At 56.0% G+C, this 15481-nt stretch carries 12 protein-coding genes and 1 pseudogene; 7 read left to right on the forward strand and 6 right to left on the reverse strand.

From position 1 onward, the window contains the following. Positions 1–271 precede the first annotated feature (271 nt). A complete protein-coding gene (locus ACM6IR_RS25745) occupies positions 272–1390 on the reverse strand; it encodes a glycosyltransferase 61 family protein (protein ID WP_414910289.1) in 1119 nt (372 codons plus the stop codon). Positions 1391–1464: 74 nt separating this feature from the next. Further along, a complete protein-coding gene (locus tag ACM6IR_RS25750) occupies positions 1465–2619 on the reverse strand; it encodes a hypothetical protein (RefSeq protein ID WP_414910365.1) in 1155 nt (384 codons plus the stop codon). 347 nt (positions 2620–2966) lie between these two features. Here ACM6IR_RS25750 and ACM6IR_RS25755 point away from each other — a divergent pair, with 347 nt between their 5' ends. From ACM6IR_RS25755 to ACM6IR_RS25770, 4 genes are all read left to right on the forward strand, one after another. Beyond that, positions 2967–3857 carry a hypothetical protein gene (locus ACM6IR_RS25755; protein WP_414910290.1) on the forward strand — a complete coding sequence of 297 codons (891 nt, stop codon included), beginning with the start codon at positions 2967–2969 and terminating at the stop codon, positions 3855–3857. 136 nt (positions 3858–3993) lie between these two features. Then, positions 3994–4446: a hypothetical protein gene (locus tag ACM6IR_RS25760; protein WP_414910291.1), complete on the forward strand. Its 453-nt coding sequence runs from the start codon at positions 3994–3996 to the stop codon at positions 4444–4446. Positions 4447–4593: 147 nt separating this feature from the next. Continuing rightward, positions 4594–4893 (forward strand): hypothetical protein, encoded by a 300-nt coding sequence (locus ACM6IR_RS25765; protein WP_414910292.1) that lies wholly within the window; start codon positions 4594–4596, stop codon positions 4891–4893. 372 nt (positions 4894–5265) lie between these two features. Further along, positions 5266–6015: a hydroxypyruvate isomerase family protein gene (locus ACM6IR_RS25770; protein WP_414910293.1), complete on the forward strand. Its 750-nt coding sequence runs from the start codon at positions 5266–5268 to the stop codon at positions 6013–6015. Positions 6016–6356: 341 nt separating this feature from the next. Here ACM6IR_RS25770 and ACM6IR_RS25775 read toward each other — a convergent pair. Next, positions 6357–6581, reverse strand: a pseudogene (locus ACM6IR_RS25775) (MFS transporter); the annotation flags it as partial. A 357-nt stretch (positions 6582–6938) separates the two neighbouring features. Between ACM6IR_RS25775 and ACM6IR_RS25780 the strand changes: the two are divergent. The 3 genes from ACM6IR_RS25780 to ACM6IR_RS25790 all read left to right on the forward strand — a co-directional run bounded on the left by ACM6IR_RS25780 (position 6939) and on the right by ACM6IR_RS25790 (position 11352). Further along, positions 6939–7928, forward strand: a complete 990-nt coding sequence (locus ACM6IR_RS25780; protein WP_414910294.1) for a GlxA family transcriptional regulator — start codon at positions 6939–6941, stop codon at positions 7926–7928. Between the two features lie 642 nt (positions 7929–8570). Next, positions 8571–9782, forward strand: coding sequence for a M24 family metallopeptidase (locus ACM6IR_RS25785; protein ID WP_414910295.1), 1212 nt, complete (start codon positions 8571–8573; stop codon positions 9780–9782). Between the two features lie 235 nt (positions 9783–10017). Then, the gene (locus tag ACM6IR_RS25790) at positions 10018–11352 is read left to right on the forward strand and encodes an MFS transporter (protein ID WP_414910296.1); all 1335 of its coding nucleotides are present in this window, start codon (positions 10018–10020) and stop codon (positions 11350–11352) included. Between the two features lie 157 nt (positions 11353–11509). Here the strand turns inward: ACM6IR_RS25790 and ACM6IR_RS25795 are convergent, their stop codons facing one another. The 3 genes from ACM6IR_RS25795 to ACM6IR_RS25805 form a co-directional block, all read right to left on the reverse strand. Beyond that, on the reverse strand, positions 11510–12526 hold the full coding sequence (locus tag ACM6IR_RS25795; RefSeq protein ID WP_414910366.1) for a GlxA family transcriptional regulator: 1017 nt from the start codon (positions 12524–12526) through the stop codon (positions 11510–11512). Between the two features lie 258 nt (positions 12527–12784). After that, a complete protein-coding gene (gene gabP / locus ACM6IR_RS25800; RefSeq protein ID WP_414910297.1) occupies positions 12785–14164 on the reverse strand; it encodes a GABA permease in 1380 nt (459 codons plus the stop codon). A 147-nt stretch (positions 14165–14311) separates the two neighbouring features. Next, positions 14312–15091, reverse strand: coding sequence for a creatininase (locus tag ACM6IR_RS25805; RefSeq protein WP_414910298.1), 780 nt, complete (start codon positions 15089–15091; stop codon positions 14312–14314). Positions 15092–15481 lie beyond the last annotated feature (390 nt).

Below are 15481 nucleotides of genomic sequence, written 5' to 3' on the forward strand. Positions count from 1 at the left end.
AGTCACCGGTTGCATTTCAAGCAACAACTGGATCCTCCCGTCATCGTTGTTTCCTCTCGGCAACGACGACACCAAGGTGCTGACCCAGGCGGCTATCGATGGCCAAGGAATAGCCTTGTGCGGACTGGCCCTGGTGGCAAGCCACCTGGCGGCCGGACGCCTGGTCCGGCCTTTCTCGCACACGCTTGAAACAGACTTGGCGTCAGCGGATTTTTTTGGGGAGGGGGCAGCAAGTTCTGGACGTCGTTTTCAGACATCCCTCAAGCCTGTGTCATGCCGGGAACAGGTCCAGTGTGCGCTCAACCTCTTCGACGTCGATTTTGAAGCCATCGCCCTCTGGCGTTCCGACCACAAAGCCAAAATTCTGGTGATCGCGATCCGTCAGGTACTTGTAGTAGCTGACGAAACGGTTCGGTGGCTGCAGTGTCAGCAACGAACCACCCGGCTGGAGTACATTGATGCCGTGTACGAGCTGGCTTCCTTCGACCCCTATCACGGTTCGCGCCCCGGCACAGGTCGCCACTATGGTCGGGACATCGGATTTCGAAGCGTCGATGATGCGAAATCCCCGGCTCTGACGCAGATGTTCCGCGAGCTCAAGTTCATTGCGCATAAAGCGCACTTCACCGCCGCTCCCCCGGAGAATGAACACGCCAGGGTGAGTGTCATAGCTCACGTGTGACAGTAGTTTTTCACCCATGCCACGGAAACGTGAATATCGGCTTCGGTTGTTACTCAAATCGTCGAAAATCACCAGCTCACGAAAAAACGCACTGTGCGAGCGGACCGGTTTCATACCCAGCCAGTCCTCATAGGCGGGGCCTTGGGGAAACAGGGGAAACCGGGTGGATGGCGCGGTAGTCACCGGGACGCCTTCGTTGCAGGCCAATGGATAGGTCACGCAGTCTTCCATCAACCAGGTACCGAACCATGTATTGCCGTTTTGCGTGCAGTAGACGGCTGCGCGATCGAATTCGTGTTCCACGGAAATTCGCGGAAACCTACTCGGTTTGAGAGACACCCAGAGACTGGCATTGTCCTTGTAGAGCGCTCCATCGATCAGCCAGACATCCTTGATCAAGTAGCCACGTGTCGGGCCTTGTTCGACGCTGCCCAGCCCATTCATGGTGCGAGCGGGGTGCTCAAAAGGATAAAAACGCTTTGCCTCCCATCCTGTCACGCGTTCCAGTTGATTGGGCAGGAAGAACGCCGACGGAGCATGCGATGTCTCGCCCGGTGCAATATCCCAGCTTTTCACCGCGACGCTTTTTAATTCGATATCCGCCTTTCGGGCGAGTCTTTTTCTTGCAATATGTTTGTAGGCGGCCAGGGTCCATTTTTTTCGATTACCCGCAGTCGACGTGCGTATTTCCGAGACATCGCTTTCCATAAAGAGTCCTCCCTGCGGGATAGGGTCAATAGTCAGGCGTGAAGCGCGGTATTTAATTCAGTCCTGGAAATTGCTCAGCTGGATGAAATCCTTTCCACAATGGGCAGGGTCTGCAAATTGGTGTAGCGACTGCGCAAGGTTTCGAGAAATTGTTCGCCCGAGCTTTTGGCGCAATAGAGATAAATTTTGTGCAGTCCGCCAAATACCATTTCATGGTAACGGTTGGCGACTTCCTCATCGCTTGGCCCGTCCGGCAAGCCAAGGTGGAGAGTCAATTTCTTTCCTTCGACGGCGAATAGCGGCGTGGCCCAGAGGAATTTGGCTGTGCCCGTCTTGGGCAGCCGGACAAACATGTAAGCGTGGTTTCCCAAGGAAGCGATATCACCGCCACGCCTTCTTTTCCATTTCAGGAGGCCGTCATCCGGCCGTGCCAGGCAAAGACCGATGTCGTAATAATCGAAACCGTTATCTATTGCCCATTCAAGTGCCATGAATGTGGTGATCGAGTTGACTTCGCGCAATCGCTTGGCATCTGAAAAAACCGCCTCGCAATATCCGAAACGCAGCGTGCTCCAGTAGCGCTTTCCGCCCCGTGTTATGACACAGCCAAGGTGGCAGGCAACAACCTCGTCCCCGAGCATTATCAGGTCGAGCCGACCGACAGTCTTGGCTATCCTCAACACCTCCTGCGTGGCAACTTGCGCAGCGTGGATGCCTTGCCTTGCCGTGGCATAAGGGCGAAGCATTTCCCTGTCTGCCTTTTCGATTTCCTCATCCAGCAGGGTCTGACGCATTCGGTAGCGCGGTCGGTTCTTGCGAATACTTCGACGCAATTCGCTATCGTATTTTGCGGTGATGTCCTCGATGGATCGCCCCAGCGGTACGACGGCGCTCAGATAGATGGGTACAGACAAGGCCCCTGAGCTCGGCGCTTCACTGATCACTACCACATGATTGGACGTGGCAGGTTCCGGTTCGCCGTCGACCATGGGGGAATCCTCAGGGGATTTTCCCCCTATGAGCAGCTTGGCCATCTCCCGCTGCTTTTTCCTTCCGATATAGAGGAATTCGTAAGGACTTTCCTTCTGCAATTTGAATCTGGCAATTTCCCAGCGCCAGAAACATGCACGTCCAAGGATATCTCTGGACCAGGTTGCAGCGTTTCGTATCTCATACCGTATTGAAGGAGATATAAGATTTCGGATAACTGCTGCGAAACGCTCTTTCATATTTTTTGTCATCCATTGAGTTCTCCTGGTAGACCAGGAAGAGAACAAGGCGCAATGTCAACAAGCGTGTTTAACCCTTGCTGTGGAAGACCTGTTTGATGAGGTTGTGTTCAGAAACTCCGTAATGAGTAAAGGTGCAAGGTTGAGACTTTGCAAGGGATATTCAGGGGGGGCGCCAGTTGTATATTTTATGACACAAAATTCCCTGCTCTGGACCGAGAGTCATGAGCGCGATGTGTCTCCCTTTCAGAGACGCGCCTGTTCGCCCGGATTCAACTGGCATCATGGGTTATCGCCCATGAACTAGACTCTTTCGGACCTCAACAGCCTCCTTCCGGAGACCTGAAATGGCCGATCCTCCAGACCTTGAAGACTTGCAACGACGCCTTGACGAGGGGTTGAAGGCCTTTATCGACGCAGACGAAAAAAGTATCGAGGACGATGAATCGGGTCGCAGGATCATCGAAAGCTATCTTGCCGACTTCCGTGACAACAACCCCAAACGGGCCGAGAAAACAAGACAGTCTGCGCTGGAGGCACAACGGTACATCACCAGCTTCCCGGAGAAGCGGGGGGCGTTTGCGAGCAAGGTAAACATGGTACACATGAAGATGGAGCAGGCAATTACCGCCCTCCTGATCCGAGGGTTTGAGGTTCAGCAGGAGCCCTTCAATGTTCCGCCGGTCGATGCGGGTGATGCCGTAGAGCATGATCCGACGTCGAGCGCGTTAAAAGCGTTCAAAAAACTGAGCGATGACACCAGACAAGCCCAGGAAAACCTCGAGCGATATAAGGCTGAAGCTTTTCCACGGGCTGCCGAAATCGGCAATCTGGTCATTCGGGTGCAATGTCTGGCCACGATCGCATTGCTGATGCGGCGTTCTACGTTTCAAACATTCTCAAGGGATAAGCTCGATGTCAGTTGGGAGGAGATTGGTCGTCGTATCTCTGAAGCGCTGAAGGGGGCACCCAAGGACCTTCCGGTGGCGAAAGCCCTGGATGTCGCCGGCAAGATCGCCATCGAGATTGTAAAAGTCGTCATCGAAGAAAAATTGCCGGTTTCCACCGTGCACCACATTTTTACCAGACTGGCGCAGATACTCGGTGTCCGTAAGGCCGATACAAAGCCTGGAGGGACGGACGACATGCTAAAGCTGCTCGAACAACTCGAAAAAGAAAACGATCTGCTGGATCAATTGGACAGGACCTACAATCAAGCGATGGACGAGATCCTTTGACTGTCACCGCTTAAAACGCCGGAACAGTGACGTCCTGGCGACACGCTCGACTTCGCTGATTGAAGGAGGGCGATAGCAAGCCGTTCGATCAAGGACGTTTCAACACGCTGTCACCCATTCGCGAAGGAGGTTCGCAATGAAGCTCAGACACTCACTTGCAGTCCTGATGACCGCTGCAAGCCTCTTCGGCTGTACCACGTCATCAGACCATGGAGTGTCCGTTACTCTGGTTGCGACTCGGCAGAACACTGGTCAGATCGGCAATGTAACGTTGACAAGCTGGGACAAAAAAACCGGATTCAATTTCTTCATCAGTGGTGCTCCAAGCGGAGTCTCTCTGCCGTTGCGCCTCTACACCTACATCAATAAAGGCAGCTGCCAGCAACCTGGACCTGTCGCCTTTGCAATGAATGATCAGGTCAACACCGAGCGACAACCCATACGCGGCTGGTCTTTTACACGAGGCGCACCGGTCGAACTGCCCGTTCTGCTCTCCGGTGAGTACTCCGTCGTTGTGCGAACCGCACCGGACAGTGGCAGCGTCGATATTTTTTGCGGAGATATCAAGCAAGGAAGCGCAGTGAAATAGCCACGGCCATTTCAACCCGCCCCTGGCAAACGCAGCCGAATGCGCGAGGTCCGATAAACAGGTCCCGGTGACAGGTGCGACACCGTCTAATCTAAATAGCGCACCATCACAAACATGCCGCTAGCCTCTTGATACAGGGGAAATGGGATGGCCGGAAAAACAGCGCGCCACTGCTTGTTCTGGGTCCTACCCTGCCTGTTCGCCATCAACCTCGTGCTGACAGCAGGGTGTGCAGGCAAAAATGCCCGGGCCCGCTATTCGGCCTCGAACAACGGCTCAAGCTGCTATGCAAAAGCGGTTCCCGCTGCCGGCGAGGGCGGCCTGGCTTGGGGGCCCACCTTGGACATGGCTCGCAAAAAATCCCTGGATAATTGCATGCGCTATGCCGGCCGTTCCGGTGGGACGCCGAATACTTGCCAAGTGGTGTTGTCGGAGTGCAGGCATTGATTGAGCGGCAGTGAAGGGCATTATAGAGGTAATGTCCGTGGTTTGTTTCGTTCGAGAATCAGTCAAGCTTGTCGTGAGCTTTTGATGGAATCTCATTCGGTTAACTCGGTTGATAGTGAGCGCCGAATGTATCTTCAAGAAGTGAATGCTCTGCATTTCCGTGCCAGAAGCAGTGTCCATAATTGACCATTGTCATAACGAAATACAATTTATGGCTGTGAGATTGAGTGCGGCTGAGCTGTATTTCTGTATCTTGTGTCGGCAAAAAACAATCAGTGCTGCACTGATTAACGAATTATTGGGGAGCGTTCTGACGAAGAAGGATGCTCCAGGCTGATGATTTCGTTTCTTCCCAGGATGGATGTCTACCCAATGCTCAAGTTCAATGCTCATCTCGGTTTCCAATTCAATGAGTTGCCTTTTCTGCAGCGGATCGAAGCTGCCGCCGCCGCTGGTTTTCGGGCGGTGGAGTTCCCGTCCCCCTATGAATTCGACGCGAGTCGACTGGCGGATCACTTGGCTCAATACGGTCTGCCGTTGATTCAGTTCGCCGCGCCGGCTGGTGTTACCAAAGGCATTGCTGCCTTGCAGGGCAAGGAAGCAGAGTTCCGCGACGGGTTGCTCCAGGCCACCCGCTATGCAAAGGCGCTGGGGTGTTCGGATGTCCACATCATGTCTGGAATTACGACGCAGGATGAGGCAGCGCTTATCTTCGAGGGTAACCTTGAATATGCAGTCAAGTACTTCGAAGATCAGGGTTTGCGGCCGCTTATCGAAGTGATCAGTTCGCAGGAGATGCCGGGCTATTACATGTCTGACTTCAGTAAGGCGCAGCAGGTGCTGGAGACCTTCCCGAGTGTTGGTCTGATTCTCGATCTTTACCATGCGCAGCTTCTGACCGGCGACGCAGCAGATGTCCTGGAGCGGTTTTATGACAGAACCGTCCATGTGCAAATTGCCGACTGCCCGGGTCGTCACGAACCCGGAACGGGGAACATCGATTTCGCTGCGTTGTTCGCGGTGCTGGAGCAGCGTGGCTACTCAGGGTGGATCGGGTGTGAGTACCGTCCTTCCGGTACAACTGTTGCGAGCCTTGACTGGATAAAGCAGGTGAGTGCTTAGCGCTTACGACGCGCGAACACCGCCATAAGGATCTATCCGGAGCGATATGTGCCACGCAGTTAAGCCGCTGAACGTCATTGGGTTTATCTGCGTGGTTTCCACGCTGATCCGCACTTTCCTTCACCATCTGCATCTGTAATGCACCCAGCCTCCGGCTCACAATGACGGCACGATCCGCAGTTCTGTAGCGGCTGCATCGCAACCTCATACGTTAGGAGGCCCCAATGGGCAAGATGGCTATTTTTCTCGGTGGATTCCTGCTGTTAACCATTTTGATTGGTGCGCTTGCCACGATCTCTCCCGTGTGAAGAAGGCTTGATCAAGGGCGCTTCAAGACACTTTCCCCCGCATGCCCGCCATGCGCCAAACCGGTCGGCGATCCAGCTTGAAAGCGGAATGAAGATCGCCACCGCGAGAATGTAGGCGGTGATCCCCACGTTCATGTCGACCGGTGTAATCGCGAACGCTGTTGCCATGGCTGGCAACGCCGTCGCGATGACCGTGGCGTCGAGGTTTTCCATAAAAAAGGTCACCGCGACAACCAGCGCGATCAGGCGGGTTTTCACGCTGAGACCCGCCTCGGCGGCGACACTTGAATCTGGCGTGGTGGGAGAGGCTTCACCGGTGTGATCCTTTTCCAGGCGTTTTAGACAGACGACTTCGCCCTTTGTTTTGCCATCCTGGGTTCACTCGCAGAAGGGTGAAACTCACCAAAGCTTCCCTGTGTCATCGACATTCTCCTGCCGCTCGCCATCGGTAGCGGCGAACAATTAGGAGTCGATATCTGACACGCCTTGATGATCCCTGACGCCGACAATCGGATGAGTTTCTGACAACAGTGAAGCGGCGCGGAGATCAACGATGGCTATCAGTGGTTTTGACGTGTTCAAGAGTGGGATCGGGCACCCAGCGCGATGCGCGACATGCTGCAACTGAGCGAATCTGGCCGGCTACAACCGCCGGTATTGCGCATAGGTTTCTGGTTGATGGAAGCCTTCGATTTGTTTGCCCTGGCTAACGCGCTGGAGCCCTTGCGCCTCGCCAATCAGTTGGCGGGGCGCAGTGTTTGCCAGTGGCAAATTCTCAGCCTGGAGGGCCAGCCACTGCACGCCAGCAATGGCATCGCTACGGCGACTGCGCGACTGGATCAGGCGCAAATGCTTGATGTGTTAATCCTCTGCGGGGGCGAGAACCTGCCTACAGGCTCGGATCATCCAGGCGTTCGACAGCAGCTGCGTTACTGGGCCACGCAGCCGGTCAGCCTCGGTGCTTTGGGCAAGGCCGGTTGGCTACTGGCGCAGGTGGGCGCTCTGGATGGTTTTCGCTGCAGCCTGCCGGAGCCCGACCCTTCAATGGCATTTGCTGCCTTCAGCGAGTTGACACCGGTGGCGGCACCGTTCTGCGTCGATCGCCAACGCCTGACCTGCGTCGGCCCGCAGGCCGTTCAGGGGTTGATGCACGAACTGTTGGCCCGGACCCACGGCCGAGGCCTGATCCTGCGCATGGAAAAACATGCAGCGCGTCAGGCCCGGCCGCTACTGCCCATGCCTAACACCCCGGCCAAACTTCAAGCGACATTGGCATTAATGAATGAGCACCTGGATCGAATGCTGGGTATCGACGAATTAGCCCACGACATGGGCATTTCGCGGCGGCATCTGGAGCGCCTGTTCAAACGCAGTCTGGGGTGTTCGCCCTCAAGGCATTATCTGGACTTGCGTCTACAACAGGCGCGTCAGTTGTTGAGGGCCGGCGAACAGCCCCTGTCGGATGTCGCTCGCGAGTGCGGATTCGTCTCGCTGCAACATTTCTTCCGCTGCTATCGTCAGTACTTCGGCGCGCATCCTCGTGACCATGTGGGAGCGAACTCGCCCGCAATGGCGGCGAGTCAGCCGACATCAATGCTGAAATAAAACTACTCCCCCCACACCAACCCGTCACACCACATGCCTTGTAGCAGCTGGCGAAGCCTGCATCCGGCTGCGCAGCAGTCGCAAAACCAGCCTATGCGGTGTGTCAGACCCACCGGGTACCAGGGTTTACGACTGCTGCGCAGCCGAACGCAGACTGCGCCAGCTGCTACAAGTCGTGTTATGGCTCGACTCACTGGTATTGGCCCTGAGGGGTATTTTCGCAAACAGCCGCGCAAAAAAAACTCGCCTCTGCGATGACGGCGAGTCAGCCGACCTCAATGCTGAAATAAAAGTACTCCCCCCACACCAACCCGTAACACCACATTCCTTGTAGCAGCTGGCGCAGCCTGCGTCCGGCTGCGCAGCAGTCGCAAAACCAGCCTATGCGGTGTGTCAGACCCACCGGGTACCGGGGTTTACGACTGCTGCGCAGCCGGACGCAGGCTGCGCCAGCTGCTACAAGTCGCGTTATGGCTTGACTCACTGGCATTGGCTTTGAGGGGCACTTTGGTAAACAGCGGATATGACCAACTACAGGTCGGATTCGCGCAAAAAAGCTCACCTTGCATCTGTTCGAATGATCCTCAAGGGCCCGCCAGATTGGCGCCTTCTGTAGCTCAAACAATGACAAGGATCTATGACATGCAAATGCCTAAAACCATCCAGATCAAGAACGGCGAAAAAGTGAACCCAACGTTCTCGGCTCAGGAATACGCCAATCGCCAAGCGAAATTGCGGGCTTACCTGGCGCAGAACAATATCGACGCGGCTGTCTTCACCTCCTATCACAACATCAATTACTACAGCGATTTCCTGTACTGCTCCTTCGGTCGTCAATACGCGTTGGTCGTGACTCAGGACAGCGCCGTGACCATCAGCGCCAACATCGACGGTGGCCAGCCATGGCGCCGTACCGTCGGTACCGAAAACATCGTCTACACCGACTGGCAGCGCGATAACTATTTCGTCGCGATCCAGCAAGCCTTGCCCAAGGCCGGGCGGATCGGCATCGAGTTCGACCATCTGAATTTGCTTAACCGCGACAAACTCGCCAGCCGCTATCCGCAGGCTGAACTGGTGGATATCGCCGCGCCCTGCATGCGCATGCGCATGATCAAGTCCGCCGAAGAACACGTGATCATTCGTCATGGTGCCCGCATAGCAGACATCGGCGGTGCCGCTATCGTCGAAGCGTTGCGTGATCAGGTGCCAGAATATGAGGTGGCCTTGCACGCCACCCAGGCCATGGTGCGCGAGATTGCCCGTACGTTCCCGGACTCCGAGCTGATGGACACCTGGACCTGGTTCCAGTCCGGGATCAACACTGACGGCGCCCATAACCCGGTGACGTCGCGCAAGGTCAACAAGGGCGACATTCTTAGTCTCAATTGCTTCCCGATGATCGCCGGTTACTACACCGCGCTGGAACGTACCTTGTTCCTGGATCACTGTTCCGACGAGCACCTGCGCTTGTGGGAAGTGAACGTCAAAGTGCACGAGGCCGGTCTGAAACTGATCAAGCCAGGCATGCGCTGCTGCGATATCGCCCTGCAGTTGAACGAGATCTTCCTGGAACACGATCTGCTGCAATACCGCACCTTTGGCTACGGCCACTCCTTCGGTACGTTGAGCCACTACTATGGCCGCGAAGCCGGGCTGGAATTGCGCGAAGACATCGACACCGTGCTGGAACCCGGGATGGTGGTGTCCATTGAACCGATGATCATGCTGCCTGAAGGCCTTCCGGGTGCAGGCGGCTATCGTGAACACGACATACTGATCGTCAACGAGCAGGGCGGTGAAAACATCACCCAATTCCCGTATGGCCCGGAGCACAACATCATCAAGAAGTGATCAATACGCGCCGCACAGTGCATCTGTGCGGCGTTGCTTTTTGACGAGGCACAGATGGAGTAAAAACCGCCCCGGCGGCTGAGTTGTGCCGAAGAAAAAACAACGGTTGCACGCCAATAACGCGCAGCATCTACTGACCCTTGACCCTGCCAAGTAAAACAATAGAGGGTTTTGTCATGTTTAACGTCCCGACTTCTTATCTCACTCAACGCACCTCTACCACCGGAGGTGCCCAATGAGCACCCAAAGCGCAAGCCTGAACCTGGCACAGCAACTTGAACAAACGTCCGAGCGCAATGCCTTGCGGCGTGCTGCCAGCGCCAGCTTCATGGGCAATTTCGTCGAGTGGTTCGACTATGCAGCCTATGGTTATCTGGCAACCGTCATCGCAGCGACGTTTTTTCCGCAAACCGATAAGGCGACCGCACTGCTGGCGACATTCGCGGTGTTCGCGCTGTCCTTTATCGTACGCCCACTGGGCGGACTGGTCTGGGGGCACTTCGGTGACAAATACGGGCGACGCAGTGCGTTGTCCTGGTCGATTCTGATTATGTCGATCTCGACCTTCTGCATCGGCATCCTGCCGACCTACAACCATATCGGACTGTGGGCACCCGCCTTGTTGTTGCTGATTCGCTTGTTCCAGGGCTTTTCCGCTTCGGGTGAATACGCCGGGGCATCAGCCTTTCTCGCCGAGTATGCCCCTGAGGGTAAACGGGGTTTGTACACCAGCATTGTCCCGGCGAGTACGGCGGCCGGCTTGCTGTTCGGCGCCGTATTTGTGGCCGGTCTGCATTCATGGATGAGCGTCGAGGACCTGCACAGCTGGGGCTGGCGTCTACCCTTTCTGTTAGCGGCACCGTTCGGGCTGGTGGGGCGCTATATCCGCATGAGTTTGCAGGACACGCCCAAGTTCCTGGAGATGGAAAAACGACTGGAAGCCAAGGAGTGCGCGACCCACGCACCGGTTCGCGAATTGCTGACTGTCCACCGCCGCAGTGTGATGATCGGGATTGGCGTGACCTGCCTGAATGCCGTGGCGTTTTACCTGTTGCTCAGCTACATGCCGACCTACCTGTCCACCGAGATGGGCATGAGCGAGAGTGATTCGTTCCTGGCGTCGACGGTGTCGCTGGCGACCTATATCGGGCTGATTTTCCTGATGGGCAAACTGTCGGACCGGTTCGGGCGCAAGACCATGTTGCTGACCGCTTCGGTGCTGTTCCTGGCGCTGACATTTCCGTTGTTCGGCCTGCTGGAGAATCAACCACTGATTGTGATTCTGATGATTCAGATTGCCTTTGGCGCCATCCTGGCGATGAACGACGGCACCTTGCCGTGCTTCCTCGCCGAGATATTCCCCACCCGTGTGCGCTTCAGTGGTTTTGCCTTCAGCTTCAATATCGCCAATGCGGTGTTCGGCGGCACCGCACCGTTTATCGCGACCTGGCTGATTCAAATGACCGGCAACAAAATGGCCCCGGCCTGGTACCTGCTGGCGGCAGCGGCGGTGGCATTGGTTGCCATGCTGGCGAGCCGCGAAACGGCGCATAAAGCGTTGCAGGACTGACCGGTACTCAGCGACCTCACTGCCCCCTTCGCGAGCAGGCTCGCTCCCACATTAAACCGCGCCCGCCGGGACAACTCGGTCAACTGTGGGAGCCTGCTCGCGAAGAGACCATTCCAGTCAACATCAATGTTGATGTCAGTCCATCGCTCCCACCCAATCAATGCACTGCAGCCACTTTTTTACGCTCTCCAATGGGCGATACACCAAAGAAGCGGCTGTAGCATTTGGAGAAGTGCGCCGGGGACACGAAGCCGCAGGCGAGGGCGACATCACGTACTTGTGACTCGCTGCGCAACAGCAATTGCCGCGCCCGTGAAAGGCGCAACTCCAGGTAGTACTGGCTCGGCGTGCGTTGCAGGTGCTTGTGAAACAGACGTTCCAGTTGTCGCACCGACACCTCGTTCAACCGAGCCAGCTCCTCCAGGCCTACCGGCTCCTCGAGATTGGCCTCCATGATTGCAACCATCTGGCTGAGTTTTGGCTGAGAGGTGCCCAGTTTCTGCCGCAAAGGCACACGCTGCTGCTCTTGCGCGCCACGTACCCGATCACACAATAACAACTCGGCCGCATGGGCTGCGATGTCCCGACCACCCGGTTCGCGGGCAATCAGCTGCAGGGTCATGTCCATGGAGGCGACGCCACCGGAACAGGTGTAGCGATCACGATCGAGCTCGAACAGTTGGTTGGAAATAATGATGCCCGGGAAACGCTCCTTCAGCGCTTCGATGTCTTCCCAGTGAATCGTGCAGCGATAGCCCTTGAGCAAATCGGCACGCGCCAACAAATGGCTGCCCGTGCAAATTCCACCGAGTGGCACCTGATCATGCGCCAGCTTGCGTAGCCAATTGAGCAACGGTCGACTGCTGTGATTGGAGACGATCGGGTTTGATCCGACAACGAACAGCATGTCGAGTTTGGGGGATTCGGTGATGGCGTAGTCAGGCAGGATGCGCATGCCGTTGCTGGCGGTGACCGGGTCCAGGCTGGCTGCGATGATGACCGTGCGGAACATCGATTGGCGCGCAGCCAAATTGGCCATGCGCAAGGTTTCCACCGCGGAGGCGAAGCCGATGGTGGTGAAGTTGGGAATGATCAGAAAGCCTACGGTTTTTACCGGCCGTTGTTCATTAGCCGAACGTCCTGCGGCGGGTTTCGCCGCGTGGAGTTTCGCCATCATTACCGCTCCTCAACTGTGACAGTGACGTGCGCTGTGGCATACGGCCGACAGGGGCAACATCATCTCGTTTTTATGATTGATAACCCTGTTGCGGGTCTCTGGATCTTACACCTAGAGCCAGACGAATAGGCATTTCGGGGGAGGAAGAAGGGGGGCAAAAAAAACCGGCCCGCTCATCGTGGGAAGCGGGCCGGAAAGAGGTGAACGGTTAATCGTTGGCGTGGTAGGTCAATGAAGCATCGAGCGTTTATTTGTTTACGCCAATCCAGCTTCCTGCACGGTGCTCTTCCTGGCGTTAAAGATGGCCCCCATACAAACGATGGACAGTGTGAGCGCACCCGTGGCAATCACTTCCATGCGATGCTCCGGCAAAATCAGCATGACCACCAGGATGCTCAAGATGCAGAAAATAACCAGGTAGCTGAGCCAAGGGTAAAACCACATCTTGAAGACGATCGGCTGTCCCGCAGCGTTCATTTTTTTGCGAAGTACCAGTTGCGAAACGGCAATGGCCAGATAGACCAACAGTGCAACGGCGCCTGAGCTGGCCAAGAGGAAGGAGAAGACTTCGTTGGGTGCAAAATAATTGAGGGCCGTGGTCAGGAAACCCACCGCGGTGCTGGCCAGCACCGCTATATAGGGCACTCCTGAAGACGAAGTCTTCTGCAGTACTTGAGGGCCATCCCCGCGTTTGCTCAGCGAGTAGACCATGCGTGACGCGGTATAGATGGCGGAGTTGAGGCAGCTGGCTACCGCAATCAGCACGACGATATCTACAATCATTTTCGCGTGCGGAATGTTCATCAACTCAAGCGCTCTCTGATAAGAGCCGACCTCCATCAGCATCGGGTCGTTCCAAGGGACAATGGAGATGATGAGGAACACCGAGACGATATAGAAAATCCCCATACGCCAGACAACGGAGTTTGTCGCGCGGGTGATTTGTTTGGAGGGGTTCTGCGATTCGGCAGCAGCAATGGTGACGATTTCTGTGCCCATGAAGCTGAACACCGTGGTGAGCATCGCGCCAACAACGGCGGTCATGCCATTGGGCATGAACCCACCAAATTGGTTGCTTAACTGAACTACACCACTCACCGTCGTTTCGGGTAACGCACCGGCCAGGGCCAGTGCGCCCAGCGCGATAAAGCCCAGTACCGCAATGACCTTGAGCATGGCGAACCAGAATTCGAACTCGCCGTAACGAGCGACACTGAACAGGTTCGTCAACGTCAGCAGGCCGGTGACCGCTATCGCAAACTCCCACGTTTGGATCGCGGGAAACCAGGCATGCAAAATAGCCGCAGCGGCGATGGCTTCAATAGGAATCACCAGCACCCAGAACCACCAATACAGCCAGCCGATGGTGAAGCCGGCGCTGCGTCCCATCGCGCGCTCGGCATAGGTCGAAAATGACCCTGTATCCGGTGACGCTACGGCCATTTCTCCCAGCATGCGCATGACCAATACCACAAGGGTGCCGGAAAAAATGTACGCCAGGATGGCGGCGGGTCCCGCAGAAGCGATGGCGTGTCCTGAGCCGATGAACAGGCCGGCGCCGATGGCCCCGGCAATGGACAACATGGTGACGTGACGCTGCTTGAGGCCTGGGGCCAAGGTTGAGCTGTTGGACATGAGACTTACCCTTATTATTTTACTTTGGAGGGTTAACGGCGGATTGGAAATCTGTAGGAGCGAGCTCGCTCGCGATGGACGTCAACGATAACGCGTGCTTTCTGAATAAATGCGTCGCTCTCACGTCCATCGCGAGTGAGCTCGCTCCTACACCAGATCAAAAGCCTCGCGCACGGCGGCGCTGATGCCCGAGACACACACTTCAAGAATCAGTTCGCCTTTCTCCCGGCTGGAGCCTTTCGGGGATGACAGTGTTCCGCAGGCGGGCGTGCGCTCCGGGATGATGGGGAAGACGTCATAAGGCGAGAAGGTGGCGGGAGGGTGGTCAACCGCACGACTCAGATCGACCTTGTCGGGGTGAAGGGCCAGCATCAAGGACGTTTCGAAAATACCGCCATGTTCGATATCCCAGCCGAGGAATCCATCGGGATACAACTTTCCGATCACGCCAGGATCGTTAATGAAATCCCAATAGGACAGCACGACAACCTTGAAGTCATTGATGCCACCGTAGCGAAGTTCTCTAAGCGCAAGGTCAATGCCCTCGACAATGAACATCGAGTTTTCATAGTGACCATTCATCATCACCAGTTTGCGTGCGCCATGGCGTGCAAGTTCTCTGATGATGTCCTGCACGGTGTGGGTCAGTGTGGCGCCATCGAGGCTGGTCGTTCCAGGAAAGTGGTTGCCGCCTCCGGATTTCTGCTGGGACTTGTAGCCATAGGCAAGTGCAGGCAAGACCAGGCCGCCGACATTTTGCGCGACCGCCTTGCATATCGCGGTCGGCAGCAGGACATCGACCTCCATGCACATGTGATGTCCATGCTGTTCCAGTGCACCCACTGGCAGAAAGATCGGGCAGCCGGTCGCGACCTTCTCTGCATACTCAGGCCAGGTGAGTTCCCCAATAACGACGCTGTTGTTCATCTGCGCACCCTCTGAAAGTGATTGACCGCTTGGTAATTTTTAACCGGTGGATGGGGGGCGTTTGCCGGGTATCTGACCGCCCCTTTGGATTGCAGGAATCGACGGTGGCGCCTGGAACAATTCGATCAGAGGGGGAGGGCGGCGATTTGTCTAAATCCGACCCGTAAATGACAAAACACCCTCTGATTTGTCATTTCTGTCCGGTTATCGGATGAAGGATGGCCGCTTTGGCGTGAGAAGAGTCATGAGTCGGATCTGACAAACTTCAGGTCGGACGCGTACAAAAATGGGTGATGGCAACCTGCTGCAATGGATTCAGCCAGCCAATGATGCGTGGGACTGGCAGCGCAGCAGCAGGAAGCAACAGCAAAAGGATGAAACGGACAGAGG

This window comes from Pseudomonas sp. IT-P253, from assembly GCF_949768125.1.
Taxonomy (GTDB): domain Bacteria; phylum Pseudomonadota; class Gammaproteobacteria; order Pseudomonadales; family Pseudomonadaceae; genus Aquipseudomonas.

What these genes read in the sequence shown, in the direction of transcription:
- ACM6IR_RS25745 (WP_414910289.1), bottom strand. Translation starts at nt 1,390, where the DNA reads ATGGAAAGCGATGTCTCGGAAATACGCACGTCGACTGCGGGTAATCGA.
- ACM6IR_RS25750 (WP_414910365.1), bottom strand. Translation starts at nt 2,619, where the DNA reads ATGAAAGAGCGTTTCGCAGCAGTTATCCGAAATCTTATATCTCCTTCA.
- ACM6IR_RS25755 (WP_414910290.1), top strand. Translation starts at nt 2,967, where the DNA reads ATGGCCGATCCTCCAGACCTTGAAGACTTGCAACGACGCCTTGACGAG.
- ACM6IR_RS25760 (WP_414910291.1), top strand. Translation starts at nt 3,994, where the DNA reads ATGAAGCTCAGACACTCACTTGCAGTCCTGATGACCGCTGCAAGCCTC.
- ACM6IR_RS25765 (WP_414910292.1), top strand. Translation starts at nt 4,594, where the DNA reads ATGGCCGGAAAAACAGCGCGCCACTGCTTGTTCTGGGTCCTACCCTGC.
- ACM6IR_RS25770 (WP_414910293.1), top strand. Translation starts at nt 5,266, where the DNA reads ATGCTCAAGTTCAATGCTCATCTCGGTTTCCAATTCAATGAGTTGCCT.
- ACM6IR_RS25780 (WP_414910294.1), top strand. Translation starts at nt 6,939, where the DNA reads ATGCTGCAACTGAGCGAATCTGGCCGGCTACAACCGCCGGTATTGCGC.
- ACM6IR_RS25785 (WP_414910295.1), top strand. Translation starts at nt 8,571, where the DNA reads ATGCAAATGCCTAAAACCATCCAGATCAAGAACGGCGAAAAAGTGAAC.
- ACM6IR_RS25790 (WP_414910296.1), top strand. Translation starts at nt 10,018, where the DNA reads ATGAGCACCCAAAGCGCAAGCCTGAACCTGGCACAGCAACTTGAACAA.
- ACM6IR_RS25795 (WP_414910366.1), bottom strand. Translation starts at nt 12,526, where the DNA reads ATGGCGAAACTCCACGCGGCGAAACCCGCCGCAGGACGTTCGGCTAAT.
- gabP (WP_414910297.1), bottom strand. Translation starts at nt 14,164, where the DNA reads ATGTCCAACAGCTCAACCTTGGCCCCAGGCCTCAAGCAGCGTCACGTC.
- ACM6IR_RS25805 (WP_414910298.1), bottom strand. Translation starts at nt 15,091, where the DNA reads ATGAACAACAGCGTCGTTATTGGGGAACTCACCTGGCCTGAGTATGCA.